This window comes from Aeromonas fluvialis (genome assembly GCF_000819885.1).
Lineage (GTDB): Bacteria > Pseudomonadota > Gammaproteobacteria > Enterobacterales > Aeromonadaceae > Aeromonas > Aeromonas fluvialis.
Map to the genome: position 1 here is coordinate 112,589 of NZ_CDBO01000052.1, position 13,975 is coordinate 126,563.

Sequence of the window (13,975 nt, forward strand, 5' to 3'; positions counted from 1 at the left end):
TGCAAATCAGACGAGAAGGGCTTGGTCTGTAGGCAGACAGCCCCCATAAACAGGGATAATTGGGTTAGTAAACTGACTGGTAGTTAATCGTATGTGTGATTTCATGACTGAAGACCAACTGGCCTTTTACAAGGGGCAGATCGAGCGACAGATCGTCGAGCTCGAAGAGCGCCTGAACTCCCAGGCCAGCCAGGCCATCGCCACCGACACCAACGAGATGGCCGATGAAATTGACCGTGCCAGTATCGAGGAAGCCCGCCGTCTGGAGCTGAACCGCATCGAGCACGACAAGCTGCACCTGCGCAAGCTGCGGGGCGCATTGAAGCGCATCAGCGAAGGGGATTTTGGTTACTGCGAATCTTGCGGTGACGAGATCTCCCTCAAGCGGCTGCATGCCCGTCCGGAATCCCGTTTCTGCGTCGAATGCCAGAGCACCAAGGAATTTAACGATACCCACGTGTTCCGTCGCGTCGCCTGATTCTTCGAAGAACCGTCACCATTCTGGTGCAACAGACGCCAGCAAGGCAGGGCACTGCGCTAAAACCTTGCACAACGCCTCGCAGCAAGATGGTGACAAGTTCTGTTAGACTCCGGACACCTTCCGGAATCTACAGAAGAACAGAGAGTGAAATGGCTCATCAAGCTGTGTTTGTGCCTGCCACTGCTGGCACAAGCACAGGTTCTGACGGTCAAGGTGCCCAGTCGCCCCGTCAACAATCTTGACCAGGAGTACCAGCACAAGCTGCTGGAACTGGCCCTGAACCGATCCGGGCAACCCTTTCGCATCCAGCCTGTCGAACTCGACCTCAACCAGTTCACCCTCCAGCAGCAGCTGAGCAAGGGCAAGACCATCAACGTCTTCTGGATGGGCACCTCCAGCGCTCTCGAATCCTCCCTGATTGCCGTCCCCATTCCGCTGTTTCGCGGGCTGGAAAGATTGCGGCTGTCATTCATCCACGCGGATGCCCAAGAGAAGTTCAACCAGATCAATACCCTGGCCGACCTCAAACAGCTGAAGGCGGCGCAAGGGGTCGGTTGGGCCGATAACAAAATTCTGGAAAATGCGGGCATCCCGACCTTCTCCGGCCGATACAGCAGTCTGTTTCGCCTTATCAACGACGGCGACAAGATCGACTTCTTCCCGCGCGCCCTGGTGGAAATCTTCGCCGAGCGCAGCGAGCTGGTGGCGCAGTATCCCAACCTCGCCATCGAGCAGCATCTGCTGATCCGCTACCCCTTCGCCCAGTTCTTCTTCGTCAGCCCCGAATACCCCAAGCTGGCCAAGGCGATTCAGACCGGGCTGGAGCGGGCCTATGCCGATGGCAGCTTTATGAAGTTCTTCAATGACAACCCCAAGATCCGCGAAGCGCTCGCCAGCGCCAACCTCGATCAGCGGGTCACCATCGCCCTGCCCAATCCGGATATGACCCCGTTGCTAAAATCCATTCCGGCCCAATATTGGGAGTATCCACCGCAGGGATAAGCATCCCGAGCGCCTGACCATGAGGGTCGGGAAGCGAGAACACAGTGCGCCAGGGAGGTGCCATGAAGGGAATCGAAGAGTGGTTTGAGGAGTACGGCCAGAGTCATCGCCACCCGGTCAACGTCGCCATCCACAAGCTGGCGGTGCCGGGTATCTATCTCTGCTCGCTGGCGCTCATCTGGTGTCTGCCACATGGGCCCTTGCCCACCCCCCTTAACTGGGCGGCAGTGGCAGCCATTCCGGTGCTGCTGTTCTATCTGCAGCTGTCATTTTCGCTGTTCGCGGGGATGGCGGGGCTGACCGCACTGGGACTCTGGCTCTGCAACCAGTGGCAGGGTCCCCTGCTATGGCCTGCCGTGGCGACCTTCGCGCTGCTCTGGATAGCCCAGTTTGTCGGCCACCGGATCGAGGGCAAGCGCCCTTCCTTCCTCGCCGACCTGCAATTTCTGCTGATAGGCCCCGCCTGGGTGCTTGCCAGCCTCTATCGTCGCTTGCGCCTTCCCTATTGAGGGAGGTCAACAGGAGAGACCATGACCCATCACCACACGCGATATAACGCCCTTCGCCGCGCCCTGCCCCTGCTGCTGGGTACTCTGTTCGCAGGCCCGGCACTGGCCGACAAGGCCGACCCGGTCGGCGAGGTAAGCACCGCCTTCAAGCTGTTTGGCCCCAACCACAAGATCCTGGTCGAAGCGTTCGATGACCCGCGCATCGACGGCATCGCCTGCTATCTGGCACGACCCAAGACTGGTGGCGTCAAGGGTGGACTGGGGCTGGCGGAAGATCCCTCTCACGCCTCCCTGTCGTGCCACCAGATCGGCCCCATCACCCTGCCCGAAAAGCTGAAGGCGGGGGAAGAGGTGTTCGACGTCAGCACCTCGCTGGTGTTCAAGGAGCAGAAAGTGGTGCGTTTTTACGACAAAAAACGCAATGCACTGGTCTACTTGACCTACAGCACCAAATTGGTGGATGGTTCGTACAAGAGTGCAGTCAGCGCCGTTCCCATTATGCCGTGGGGACAATAACCAGCGGGTTTATCCGGTGATAGTTAATCCATTCTGTTGTAATTTAACTACACTCACACAGCGGAGCACACATCATGAAGGTCGCCGTATTCAGTACCAAGAGCTATGACAAAGAACATTTCAACCAGGCCAACAGCCAGTACAGCTTTGATCTGGAGTTTTTCGATGTACGGCTGGAGGCCAAGACGGCCCGACTGGCTCACGGCTTCCCGGTGGTGTGCCTGTTCGTCAATGACGACGCCGACCGCGAGGTATTGACCGAACTGGCCGCCAACGGCACCCAGGTCATCGCCCTGCGCTGCGCCGGTTACAACAACGTGGATCTGGCGGCGGCCAAAGAGCTGGGGCTGAAAGTGGTGCGGGTGCCCGCCTACTCCCCCGAAGCGGTGGCCGAACACGCGGTCGGTCTGATGATGACCCTCAACCGCCGCATCCATAAGGCTTATCAGCGCACCCGCGATGCCAACTTCTCGCTGGAAGGACTGGTCGGCTTCAACATGTTCGGCCGCACCGCTGGCATCATAGGCACAGGCAAGATCGGCATCGCCACCCTGCGCATCCTCAAGGGCTTTGGCATGCGCCTGCTGGTCAGCGATCCCTACCCCAATCAGGCGGCCATCGAGCTGGGCGCCGAGTATGTGGATCTCGACACCCTGTTCCGCCAGTCCGACGTCATCAGCCTGCACTGCCCGCTGTTCAAGGAGAACTACCACCTGCTGAACAAGGAGGCATTCGCCAAAATGAAGGACGGGGTAATGATCATCAACACCAGCCGCGGCGGCCTCCTGGACTCCAACGCAGCCATCGAGGCGCTCAAGACGTCCCGCATCGGCGCGCTGGGGCTGGATGTCTACGAGGAGGAGGAAGATCTCTTCTTCTCCGACAAGTCCAACGAAGTGATCACCGATGATGTGTTCCGCCGTCTGTCGGCCTGCCACAATGTGCTGTTCACCGGTCATCAGGCATTCCTGACCCGCGAGGCGCTGCACGCCATCGCCGATACCACCCTCGGCAATATCCGCGCCATCGAGAGCCAGGGCCGCTGCGACAACGAAGTGGAATAAGGGCTCGCCCTCTCTTCGTCACGCGCCGGGTTGTGAGACCCGGCGCCTTCGGGTAGGCTAGCCCCCCTTTTTTATTCAGGAGTCTGGCAAGCATGTTCATCGGATTTGATTACGGCACCTCCAACTGTGCCGTGGCCGTGATGGAACAAGGTAGCCCCAGGCTGCTCAATCTTGGCGCATCCCGCTATCTCCCCTCCACCCTGCATGCCCCCCACCGGGATGCTATCGCCGGTCTGTTGGCCGAAGGGCTGGCCCCCGCCCAGCAGGCGGAGTACCTCAAGCTGCGTGGTCCCGTGGTCACCCGCGCCCAGATGGTTCGCCGCCAGATGCGCGAAGAGGGACTGATCGACGAGCTGAGCTTTGGTGGTGCCGCGCTGGAGCGCTATCTGGAAGAGCCGGACGACGGCTACTACATCAAGTCGCCGAAATCCTTCCTCGGCGCCTATGGCCTCAAGGCTCCCCAGATCGCCCTGTTTGAAGATATCGTCTGCGCCATGATGCTCCATGTCCGCCAGCAGGCGGAGCAACAGCTCGGTGCCCCGATCCGCCAGGCGGTGATCGGCCGTCCGGTCAACTTCCAGGGTCTGGCGGGGGAAGAGAGCAACCAGCAAGCTATCGCCATCCTGACCGAGGCGGCCCGTCTGGCCGGTTTCGAGCAAGTGGAGTTCCTCTACGAGCCGGTGGCGGCCGGATTTGAATTCGAGGCACGCCTCACCGAAGATGCCGTGGTGCTGGTGGTGGATATCGGCGGCGGTACCACCGACTGCTCCATGCTGCGGATGGGCCCCAGCTACCGCGATCAGCTGGATCGCAGCGGCGATCTGCTCGGTCACAGTGGCCAGCGGATCGGCGGCAACGACTTCGATATCCGCCTGACGGTGGAGGGGATGATGCCGCTGCTCGGCATGCACGAGACCCTCAAGACCGGCAAGCCGCTGCCCCACCCGCTGTTCTGGGATGCGGCCGCCATCAACGACGTCAGCGCCCAGAGCCGCTTCTACAGCCTTGACACCGCCCGCCAGCTGCAGGATCTGCAGCTCGACAGCCAACCTGGCAGCAAGCTGGGGCGTCTGGCCAACCTGCGGGCCCACAAGCTCAGCCACCAGCTGGTATGGCGCGCCGAGCAGGGCAAGATCGCCCTCTCGGAGCAGGCGCAGAATCGCCAGTCACTGGCGGAACTGGAGAAGGGACTGGAAGCCGAGCTGACCCGCGAGCAGCTGGCCAACGCCTCGGCCCTGCTGCTGGAGAAAATTGGCGAGCTGATGGATGAAGCCATTGCCGCCGCGGGGGTGCAACCGGATCGCATCTTCGTCACCGGCGGTAGCGCCCGCTCGCCACTGATCTCCAGCTTTATTCGCCAGAAACTGCCAGCTATCCCGCTTGAGGGGGGGGACGACTTCGGCTCGGTCGCTGCCGGTCTCGCCCGTTATGCGCAGCAGCTGTTCGCTTCGGCGAACCGGGGGGAATAACCGCCCCGGTTCAGGAGTGCCACAAAACAACAGGGAGGCCATTGGCCTCCCTGTTGTTTCTCATGCTGCCCCTCAGAGCGGAGGGGTGGCCATATCGAGGCCATCAACGCAAAGCAGTCTGGCGGGCGGCATGGCGATGCCCGAATCGAGGCAGTAGTCGACTATCTTGTCCTCGAAATGACCGTATACGACCTCCAGATGCTGGGGCTGCCACATGCGGGCTGTCCAGATACGTCCCGAGCTGGTGGCAGCGATGCCTGACACTGGTTGATCCCGGGCTAGCAGGGCTCCCAGCACGGCGGGCAGCGTATCGCAAAACTCTCTGACAGCCCGACAGGCCAGATCATGCAACCGATCACCACGCTGCGGCGTGACAGCCGTCTGGTAGAGAACATTGCCGCCATCGATGGCCTCGGTCGTTTCGTGCAGCGTCATCCCTGTCATCTGGGGCTCCAGCATGTAGCTGGGCCAGAAGTGGGTGATGCAGCCACGGTACCAAGGTGAAAGGCCGCCATGCACATTCCACGCCATGCCGTCAAAAGCGTTCAGCAACTCGGGGGAGAGCTTGTGGCACCCATAGGAGAGTATCAGTGTGGGCTGTAACTGGCTGATCTGGCGGATCATCTCGGGCCCGTTAAGCTCGTCAAGTCCAATGCTGACAGCCGCATCCAGCGGTATGCCCTGGGCTGAAAAATAGCGCTGCTCGCACTCGTCACGCAAGCGGAAGTGATGTTGCCACAGTGTGGCCAGGTGCCCGTTCAGATGAGCCGGTGGCGCAGGGGTAAAGTGCTCTCGCCGCTCTGCAAACCAGGTCACCGGCAGACCGCAGGCCATCACCTGGCGTGCCAGGTAGCGATGACGGGGGTGATCCCCGGTAATCAGGACTATCGACATATGTTCTCCTGTCAGCGGCACTGCGGGGCAGTAAACCGGATCAGCTCACTCTCTTCCAGCAAGGGTATTACGGCCAGCAGGCTGGCCAGCGGCATCCGAGCACGCTGCGCCATTTGCAACAGTGAGTGCTGACCATCGGCCAGGTTCAGGACCCACTGCATCGCCATCAACTGGGTGCGGCCATCAAGCAGTTGATCGCTCGACTTGCCATAACTCGATGGCGAGTTCAGGTTGGGGTAGAGCCCTCGCTTGCCGAGCTGGGGCTCCCCATAGGGGTTCGTACGCTCGAACACGCCGGCATTCTCATGCTGCATCAAGAGTTGTTCGAGCTGATCGATGGCTTCGCTCAGGCGCGAGACCTGCATGAACTCCTTGGTATCACCGCTGGTATGGTATTCGGCAAAATTGCCGTAAACGGTGCGTGCCGCCTGCGCTACCGGCAAATCAAAACCCGGCGAACAGTATTGGCGCTCATCCGACCCGTGACAGGGGGTAAACTCGCGGATCGCCCAACGCTCGGGCTGCTCGCTGGCCAGCTGACGTACCAGCTGGTTGAGCAAACACTCCTCCTGTCTGGCCAACTTGACTGAGAGAGCGCTGGCCGGTCCCCCCAAGCAGGTCAGCACCAGACCACCAATGCAGCAGGACTTCAAATGCTCGCCATAACGATGCAGGTAGCAGAGGCTTCCTATGGTCTCAGGCGCCAACACGAAACGGTAGCTGAATCGCCGCTTCGGCCAACGAGCCAATCTGTGATACAAGCCGAGCAGCACCAGCGGGCCACTCAGCTCGTTGTTCGCCATGCTGGGATGACACAGATAGCTCGACAACAGAAACTCCTGCTGGCTCTCGCCCTCCAGCAAGGCCGTACCGTAATTTATCTCACCAGCCTGAAACCAGCTATCAATGTGCACCTGGTAGTCACCAGGAGCCAGCTGTGACAGCTCCTTGTGGGTAAGACAGAACCCCCAGTTTGGCTGGTAGTAAGAGGTGACGTAGGGGATCAGATCCGGCAGATGAGGCAGGGTATGCAGCTTGGGGCGCAACTCCTCGAGCGAATAGCGCCCTGCAACCGGCGCCGAATAATTGACCACCCTCAGGTTGTGCTCGGCAAAGTCGGCCACAACGCGGCCATCTGGCGCGGTCAGCGTTGCGGAATTGATATGCCATTCGTGCGGGACAGTCCAGTCGAAAACCTGAGTGCCAGATGGTGTGCTCCCCAGTTGCAGAGGCATGTGTTCGGCGAAAATGGCCAGACTTTCACGCAGCCCGGCTCCCGAGATACTGCGGCAGATGGGATACAGGCGGTCAAACAGTGAGTCCAACTGCTCGGTGGTCATTTTATATGCTTCATCAAGGAGTTAATCGTTGTCACACTTTACCACACCCGGCATTGATGGCACCAAATGAGTGGCCGCCTCCTGCCTCGCATACTCTTGACCACCAGCATGGAAAACCGACGCACTTTTGTCAGCCAGATCGCACTCAGTCGCGCTAAATATCCATAGATGTCGCCATTTAACGACACAAGAAGGGACCCGTGGCGACAGAAGCGGTCGGTCACCCCCTTTCTCGCCCTGCTCCGGGGTGCATAAAACAGGTATTCTTGGCGCTCCCCCAACCGGAGCCCCCTCATGCCCAGATTGCCCGCCCTGCTGATCCCCCTGTTACTGCTCGCCGGTTGCAGCTCGACCGCCTTTGTTCAGCAAGATCTGCAACATCACCACTGGGTACTGAGCAAACTGGATGGCCAACCGATAGAGGCCCCCCGCGACAATCCCCCCGATTTCGAGATCGGCGAACACTTCACCGTTAACGGCATCGCCGGTTGCAATCGCTACTTCGGTCAGGGCCATCTGGAAGGTGACAAGTTGTGGGTCACCAGTCTGGGCAGCACCGACATGGCCTGCATGCCCCCGCTGGATACCATAGAGCAGGCCGTGCTGACCACCCTTACCGAGGGGGCGACCCTGAGCGGGACCAGCCAGACCCTGATCCTGCGGGGCAAACAGCACCGTTTGGAATACACCTTGCGCGACTGGGTGCTCTAGCACCCGCTATCCCCATCACAAAGCCGCATCACAAACAGGAACATGTTGTCCGGCTGTGGCACAATATGAAGCAGAGTTCGCAATGGAGGCTGCCTCAGCCATGTCGATGGATCGTCTGTTTGACAAGATCAAACAACTCCCCACTATTCCCAAGCTGCTGCACGAGTTGATGCAGAGCTTCAACGACGAAAATGCCCGCATCGACCAGATTGCGGCCAAGATCGCCATGGACCAGGTGATCAGCGTCAAGGTGCTAAAAATGGCCAACTCGGCCGCCCTGCGCCGCGGCAACGAAGTGACCTCCATCGAACAGGCGGTGATCCGTCTCGGCTTCAACAGGCTGCGCTCCGTGGTGGTCGCCTCCGGCATCATCGGCACCTTCAAGGCCCCGCCCAGCTTCGACAAGAACAAGTTCTGGACCGAGACCTTTCAGGTCGCCACCATAGCCCGGACCCTGGCTCAGGAGGCCAAGGTTCTCGATCCCGAGACCGCCTTCACCTGCGCCCTGATCCATAACATCGGTGAGCTGCTGATCCAGAGCACATTGCCGGAAGAGGCGGAGCTCATCAATCTGGCGATCCAGAAGGGGAGCAGCCGGGTCGAGGCCCAGCGGGAGATGCTGGGTTACGACTATGCCCAGCTTGGGGCCGAGCTGGCACGGCGCTGGAACCTCTCAGAGGCCTTCGTCGATGCCATCTCCCAACAGCTTGACCCGCTCTCCCACGATCCGGTCAGCAAGGAGGCGGTGCTGATCCGCCTCGCCGTATTTATCTCCTTCGCCTGGAATGCGGGCGTACCTGCCCAGGCCATTATCGCCCGCTTCCCCAAACCGCTCGCCGATCAGCTGGGGCTGGATCCCAAGTCGCTGGCCGGTCAGCTCGAAACGCTGCATGAACAGGGTAATGCCCTCGCCGATCTTCTGACTCAATAAGTATCATGACCCATCCGTTTCTATTTCATCCCCAGGTGGCGCCCTGGTTCAAAGAGAGCGCCGACACCCTGCAACTGACCCTGTTTACTGAACTGACCGCGCCAATCCGCGCCGTGTGGCTGCGCCACGAGCCGGACAACGAGGAGTACCTGATCCCGATGACGGCGGTCTCGACCCGCGACCGGCTGCAGGTGTGGCAGGCAACCCTGCCGCTCAGCAAGGGGCAGGATATCCATCTCTACTGCTTCAAGTGCCTCACCGACGAGGAGCAGTGGTGGCTGCACGGCGCCGGTATAAGCTCCGCCATGCCACCGCGCGAACAGCATTTTCGCTTCAACAGCCTGCACCAGCCGCCGGCCTGGGTACAGGATCAGGTGTTCTACCAGATCTTCCCCGACCGCTTTTGCAACGGCGATCCGTCCCTCAGCGTCAAGCATCACGAGTACGAGTACCGCGGCAAGGCGGTGATCAGCAAGGCGTGGGGCGAGCCGGTCAGCCGTCACGAAGAGGGGCACGGCGCCTGCGAATTTTACGGCGGCGATCTGGCGGGGATCGATGCCAAGCTGCACTACCTGCAATCCCTCGGGGTGACGGCGCTCTACCTCAACCCCATCTTCGATTCGCCGAGCAACCACAAGTACGATACCCAGGACTACTTCAAGGTAGATGTCCACCTCGGCAGCAACGAGCAGTTCGCCGAGCTGACCCGCAACCTGCACCAGCGCGGCATGAAGATCATTCTCGATGCGGTGGTCAATCACACCTCCACCGAGCATCCCTGGTTCTGCCCGCCGCTGGGGGCCAACAGCAACCCGGACTCCCCGTGGCGCAGCTTCTACACCTTTGACAAAGAAGGGGATTATGTCAGCTGGAAAGGCATTCGAAGTCTGCCCAAGCTCGACTTCTCCAGTGAGCAGGTACAGGACGCCGTCTACCGGGCCGACGACGCCATCCTCCGTTACTGGATGCGCGCCCCCTATCAGATCGACGGCTGGCGCTTCGACGTCATCCACATGCTGGGAGAGCGCGGCACTGCCGAGGGCAACCGCAGCCATGTACGCGCCATTCGCGGCGCGGTGAAGCAGGAGAACCCGGACGCCTACGTGCTCGGCGAGCACTTCTTCGAGGCAAGCCAGTGGCTGCAGGGGGATCAGGAGGACGGCGCCATGAACTACTATGGCTTCGCCCACCCGATCCGCGCCTTCCTGGCGGGGCAGGATATCGCCTACCACCCCATCAAAATCAGCGCCGAAGAGCTGGATCGCTGGCTCAAGCTGGCGCGGGCCCACATCCCGTTCAAGAACCAGTTGGCCCAGTTCAACCTGCTGGACAGCCACGATACCGCCCGCTTCCTCCACCTGCTGGGTGAGGACAAACAGCGGATGCAGCTGGCCGTCACCCTGCTGCTCACCTATATCGGCGTGCCGTCCATCTATTATGGCGACGAGGTGGGGCTGTCGGGTGGCAACGATCCGGACTGCCGCCGCTGCTTCCCGTGGGAGACCACCGCCTGGGATCACGCGCTGCACGACCACTATCGCCGGCTGATCCAGATCCGTCGCCAACGCCCCTCCCTGCGCCGTGGCGATATCCAGACCCTCTATGCCGGCCCCCACAGCTATGTGTTTGCCCGTACCCTGCAAAGCGATCAGGTGGTGGTGGCCTGCAACCGGCACCCGAGCGAGCCACGCACCATCAGCCTGCCCCTGTGGCAGACCGCGAGCCCGGCCAGCCGCTTCACCGACGCCTTCAACGGCGAGAAGTTCGATGTGGTGCAGGGCGAGGTGCAGCTCACCATCCCCGCCAACTCGGCCAGGGTGCTGATCTCCAGCTGAGTGGGCGACTGACGCGCTGAAAAACAAACCGGAGCCCAAAGCTCCGGTTTTTTCTTCCGCTCAACCCATGATAGCGCTTGGCCCCTTGTCTGCCGCAATCAGTAGTTGATGCTGACGTAGGGCACTTCCGACACCTGCCAGCGCTGCTTGAGGTAGACGGTGAGCACAAAGAAGAAGTTGGCCAGCAGGTTGGCGAAACGATAGAGAATGGGATCGAAGGCCACCTCGCTCTCCTCCAGTCTGACCAGCAACCGCACCACCTTCTTGCTGCCGCAGCGGCACAGATGGAGGGTGGGAATGGGCTGCGGCCCCTGTGGCAGCACGAAACCGGTGACGCTGCCGCGACTCGCCTCGTTGTAGTGGTCGTAACGGGCCTTGAGCCACTCAAGGTCTGCGTCGAAGATCCCCAGCTTGCCGCGCACCGAGCCGTTGAGGTTGTAGATAAGCCGCTGCAACGCCGCGAGATCCGCCAGCATGGGCTGGGTGTCGGCATCCGGCGCAAGGTGTGACAGCACAGCCCCGACCTGACAGCAGAGCTCGTCAGTGGCGATTTCAAAATCACATTTGAGCGAGGTTTCGAAGATAAAGGGGTAGCAGAGCTCGCGTTTGTCTCTTGGCTTCTTGGGGTTCATGGGGCAACCGGATGGGAGAAAAGGCCAGTTTGCCAGCCCCGGGAAGGGCTGGCAAACGGCAGGTCATTCCTTGCCTTACGCGCTGTGGCTCAGGCGTTCTTACCGGCGGGCTCGGTGGAGGGCTGGAACTGGTTGATCATCCGCAGCGCCTCCAGCATCCGCTGGTTGAAGCTGGTGAAGCGATCGAGCTGTTGCGGGTCCTCTTCACCTCTCGCGGCCAGCACGGCCGGGGTCAGCGCCTGTTGCTGGGATGCTGGCAGCAGGCTATCCGCCTGTTTCTGCACCTGATCCAGCTTGGGCAGGTAGTCGGCAAACGGCTTGATCAGATCCTGCAGGGAGTGCGCCCCCTGATAGGTCTGGCTCAGCTTGACGCTCTGCTTGAGCTTGAGCGAATAGGAAGCCAGTTGGCTGTCATCCAGTTTCAGCTCGCTCGCCTTATCCAGCAGATCCTCGAAGTTGCCGGAGAAGAAATTCCCCGCCAGCTCGTCGATCCCCTTGACCAGCTTGCCGATGGACTCCATCTCGTCGCTGCTGAGATCCCCCTCCAGCGAGAAGCTAAAGCTCTGACTCGACTTGAGGCTGAACTGGCTGCCGCTCTCGTTGCTCTGGGACTTGCTCTGCCAGCTGTCGTTGAAGCGCAGCACCACCTTGTCGCCATCCTTGGTCTGGATCTCCAGATAGCCCTGCTGGCGGCTGGCCATCTCGGCCGCCCCCATGTCGGTCGGAGAGACCTTGCCGAAGAACTCCTTCTCGAACTCCTCGAGCCCCTTCTGGATCAGCTTGTAGCTCTGATCGATACCGGTCTTGATATCCTTATTGTCGGTGGCCAGATCCCCCAACTGCTGTTTGGCCGCGTTGAAGCCCATGTCGATACCCTTGCGGGCCTGCTCCATCATCCCGGTCAACTCGTCATCGGACTTGCCATCGGCACGGGCAGCCCCCAGCCGTCCGGTGACGAACTGCAACACGTTGTCGGCCACCGACTGGAAGTCGAACAGGGTATCCGGCGTGATCTCCTCGGGCTCCTTCATCTTCGGCGCCTGATAGCCCTGGCCGTTGATCTCCAGCGAGAACTGCAGCGCCTGCTGGATCAGTACCTGCGCCCATTTTGGCGGCTTGTGCAAGGAGACCTCATCCTCGCTCTTGACCTGTTTCGACTCCGCCTGTTGGGGCGATTTGGGAGAAACACCCACTCCCTTGGGTTGGGCTGCGCCCACGCCTTCGATTTGCATAATGTGTCCTCCCACCATGCCTGTAGATCAGCTATCGGCCTGACTGAACACTTCTTGACCACAAAATACTGGACAATCTGCCGCTGGCTTTTAAAATCGGGCCCCTTTGGGTGGCCTGTTGCCTTCCCCCGATTTCGACCCGGCCCGGCCGGTGTGCATGTGAGGTATTTATGACCCAGTCCCAACAGCCTTCCGCGAACGCGCCGGCGCCTAGAACCGCGGCCGACTATCAGGCCCAACTCGACGAAAAGCGCGCTCGCCTCACCGAGCTGTTTGCCGACTTCACCCTCCCGGCGCTGGAAGTGCACAGCTCACCGGCAGAGTACTACCGGATGCGCGCCGAATTTCGCATCTGGCACGAAGGGGATGACCTCTTCCACTGCATGTATGCCCCGGCAACCAAAGAGATCATCAAGATAGACCACTTCCCCACTGCCAGCCGCCTCATCAACCAGCTGATGCCGCTGCTGCTGGAGGGGCTGCGCCCGCACCCGGTGCTGCGCCGCAAGCTGTTCCAGATCGACTACCTCTCCACCCAGTCCGGCCAGATCATTGTCAGCCTGCTCTATCACCGCAAACTGGAGGCCGAATGGCAGCAGGCGGCCGACGCGCTGCAGGCCGATCTGCGCGCCAAGGGGTTCGAGCTGCAATTGATTGGCCGCGCCCACAAGCAGAAGATCTGTCTGGGGGATGACTTCGTCATCGAACAGCTCAACGTGGCGGGTCGCCAGCTCATCTACAAGCAGGTGGAGAACAGCTTCACCCAGCCCAATGCCGCCATCAACGAGCAGATGCTGGCCTGGGCGCTGGATGTGACCAAAGAGAGCGAAGGGGATCTGCTGGAGCTCTATTGCGGCAACGGCAACTTCTCCATCGCGCTGGCGCAGAACTTCCGCAAGGTATTGGCGACCGAAATCGCCAAGCCGAGCGTCGACTCCGCCCAGTTCAATATCGCCGCCAACGGCGTCGATAACCTGATCATCCTGCGCATGTCGGCCGAGGAGTTCACCATGGCGATGCGTGGCGAGCGGGAGTTCAACCGCCTCAAGGGGGTCGACCTCTCCGCTTACCAGTGCAACACCATCTTCGTCGACCCGCCCCGCGCCGGTCTCGACGATGCCACCGTCAAGCTGGTGCAGGAGTACGACAACATCCTCTACATCTCCTGCAACCCCGAGACCCTGCAGGCCAACATGGCCGTTCTGGGCGAAACCCACGAGATCGCCCGTTTCGCCCTGTTCGACCAGTTCCCCTGGACCCATCACATGGAAGCCGGGGTCTATCTGCGCCGCAAGGCGGGTTGATTCAAGCTGATGGAAAACAAAAACAGGGCCGCATGGCCCTGTTTTGTTATTGGCT

General features: G+C 60.6%; 14 protein-coding genes. 10 read left to right on the forward strand and 4 right to left on the reverse strand.

What is annotated here, in order from left to right; all coding sequences use genetic code 11:
* Positions 1 to 91: 91 nt before the first annotated feature.
* From BN1125_RS11020 to yegD, 6 genes are all read left to right on the forward strand, one after another.
* Positions 92 to 478, forward strand: a complete 387-nt coding sequence (locus BN1125_RS11020) for a TraR/DksA family transcriptional regulator (protein WP_005356952.1) — start codon at positions 92 to 94, stop codon at positions 476 to 478.
* A 147-nt stretch (positions 479 to 625) separates the two neighbouring features.
* Positions 626 to 1,483: a type 2 periplasmic-binding domain-containing protein gene (locus BN1125_RS11025; protein ID WP_042012341.1), complete on the forward strand. Its 858-nt coding sequence runs from the start codon at positions 626 to 628 to the stop codon at positions 1,481 to 1,483.
* Positions 1,484 to 1,545: 62 nt separating this feature from the next.
* On the forward strand, positions 1,546 to 1,992 hold the full coding sequence (locus BN1125_RS11030) for an Mpo1 family 2-hydroxy fatty acid dioxygenase (protein ID WP_042012342.1): 447 nt from the start codon (positions 1,546 to 1,548) through the stop codon (positions 1,990 to 1,992).
* A 21-nt stretch (positions 1,993 to 2,013) separates the two neighbouring features.
* Positions 2,014 to 2,508, forward strand: a complete 495-nt coding sequence (locus tag BN1125_RS11035; protein WP_042012343.1) for a CreA family protein — start codon at positions 2,014 to 2,016, stop codon at positions 2,506 to 2,508.
* A gap of 74 nt (positions 2,509 to 2,582) precedes the next feature.
* A complete protein-coding gene (locus BN1125_RS11040; protein WP_042012344.1) occupies positions 2,583 to 3,572 on the forward strand; it encodes a 2-hydroxyacid dehydrogenase in 990 nt (329 codons plus the stop codon).
* Positions 3,573 to 3,664: 92 nt separating this feature from the next.
* Complete coding sequence (gene yegD / locus BN1125_RS11045) at positions 3,665 to 5,041, forward strand: molecular chaperone (protein ID WP_042012345.1); 1,377 nt, start codon at positions 3,665 to 3,667, stop codon at positions 5,039 to 5,041.
* Positions 5,042 to 5,113: 72 nt separating this feature from the next.
* Here the strand turns inward: yegD and BN1125_RS11050 are convergent, their stop codons facing one another.
* Together BN1125_RS11050 and BN1125_RS11055 are read right to left on the reverse strand one after the other, a co-directional pair.
* The gene (locus tag BN1125_RS11050) at positions 5,114 to 5,935 is read right to left on the reverse strand and encodes a formyl transferase (RefSeq protein ID WP_042012346.1); all 822 of its coding nucleotides are present in this window, start codon (positions 5,933 to 5,935) and stop codon (positions 5,114 to 5,116) included.
* 11 nt (positions 5,936 to 5,946) lie between these two features.
* A complete protein-coding gene (locus BN1125_RS11055) occupies positions 5,947 to 7,275 on the reverse strand; it encodes a DUF4910 domain-containing protein (protein WP_042012347.1) in 1,329 nt (442 codons plus the stop codon).
* Between the two features lie 294 nt (positions 7,276 to 7,569).
* Here BN1125_RS11055 and BN1125_RS11060 point away from each other — a divergent pair, with 294 nt between their 5' ends.
* From BN1125_RS11060 to malZ, 3 genes are all read left to right on the forward strand, one after another.
* Positions 7,570 to 7,986, forward strand: coding sequence for an META domain-containing protein (locus BN1125_RS11060; RefSeq protein ID WP_042012348.1), 417 nt, complete (start codon positions 7,570 to 7,572; stop codon positions 7,984 to 7,986).
* Positions 7,987 to 8,068: 82 nt separating this feature from the next.
* Positions 8,069 to 8,917, forward strand: a complete 849-nt coding sequence (locus BN1125_RS11065) for an HDOD domain-containing protein (protein ID WP_042012349.1) — start codon at positions 8,069 to 8,071, stop codon at positions 8,915 to 8,917.
* Between the two features lie 5 nt (positions 8,918 to 8,922).
* Positions 8,923 to 10,752, forward strand: coding sequence for a maltodextrin glucosidase (gene malZ, locus BN1125_RS11070; RefSeq protein WP_042012350.1), 1,830 nt, complete (start codon positions 8,923 to 8,925; stop codon positions 10,750 to 10,752).
* A 98-nt stretch (positions 10,753 to 10,850) separates the two neighbouring features.
* On the opposite strand, the gene BN1125_RS11075 is transcribed toward malZ, so the two are convergent.
* A complete protein-coding gene (locus BN1125_RS11075) occupies positions 10,851 to 11,384 on the reverse strand; it encodes an ATP--cob(I)alamin adenosyltransferase (RefSeq protein WP_042012351.1) in 534 nt (177 codons plus the stop codon).
* Between the two features lie 89 nt (positions 11,385 to 11,473).
* Positions 11,474 to 12,616, reverse strand: a complete 1,143-nt coding sequence (locus tag BN1125_RS11080) for a DUF5610 domain-containing protein (RefSeq protein WP_042012352.1) — start codon at positions 12,614 to 12,616, stop codon at positions 11,474 to 11,476.
* A gap of 170 nt (positions 12,617 to 12,786) precedes the next feature.
* Between BN1125_RS11080 and trmA the strand changes: the two genes are divergently transcribed.
* Positions 12,787 to 13,920 (forward strand): tRNA (uridine(54)-C5)-methyltransferase TrmA, encoded by a 1,134-nt coding sequence (trmA, locus tag BN1125_RS11085; RefSeq protein ID WP_042012353.1) that lies wholly within the window; start codon positions 12,787 to 12,789, stop codon positions 13,918 to 13,920.
* Positions 13,921 to 13,975 lie beyond the last annotated feature (55 nt).

Coding starts and splice junctions, on each gene's coding strand:
- BN1125_RS11030 (WP_042012342.1), top strand. CDS start 1,546: ATGAAGGGAATCGAAGAGTGGTTTGAGGAGTACGGCCAGAGTCATCGC.
- BN1125_RS11035 (WP_042012343.1), top strand. CDS start 2,014: ATGACCCATCACCACACGCGATATAACGCCCTTCGCCGCGCCCTGCCC.
- malZ (WP_042012350.1), top strand. CDS start 8,923: ATGACCCATCCGTTTCTATTTCATCCCCAGGTGGCGCCCTGGTTCAAA.
- BN1125_RS11020 (WP_005356952.1), top strand. CDS start 92: ATGTGTGATTTCATGACTGAAGACCAACTGGCCTTTTACAAGGGGCAG.
- trmA (WP_042012353.1), top strand. CDS start 12,787: ATGACCCAGTCCCAACAGCCTTCCGCGAACGCGCCGGCGCCTAGAACC.
- BN1125_RS11060 (WP_042012348.1), top strand. CDS start 7,570: ATGCCCAGATTGCCCGCCCTGCTGATCCCCCTGTTACTGCTCGCCGGT.
- BN1125_RS11065 (WP_042012349.1), top strand. CDS start 8,069: ATGGAGGCTGCCTCAGCCATGTCGATGGATCGTCTGTTTGACAAGATC.
- BN1125_RS11050 (WP_042012346.1), bottom strand. CDS start 5,935: ATGTCGATAGTCCTGATTACCGGGGATCACCCCCGTCATCGCTACCTG.
- yegD (WP_042012345.1), top strand. CDS start 3,665: ATGTTCATCGGATTTGATTACGGCACCTCCAACTGTGCCGTGGCCGTG.
- BN1125_RS11055 (WP_042012347.1), bottom strand. CDS start 7,275: ATGACCACCGAGCAGTTGGACTCACTGTTTGACCGCCTGTATCCCATC.
- BN1125_RS11080 (WP_042012352.1), bottom strand. CDS start 12,616: ATGCAAATCGAAGGCGTGGGCGCAGCCCAACCCAAGGGAGTGGGTGTT.
- BN1125_RS11040 (WP_042012344.1), top strand. CDS start 2,583: ATGAAGGTCGCCGTATTCAGTACCAAGAGCTATGACAAAGAACATTTC.
- BN1125_RS11075 (WP_042012351.1), bottom strand. CDS start 11,384: ATGAACCCCAAGAAGCCAAGAGACAAACGCGAGCTCTGCTACCCCTTT.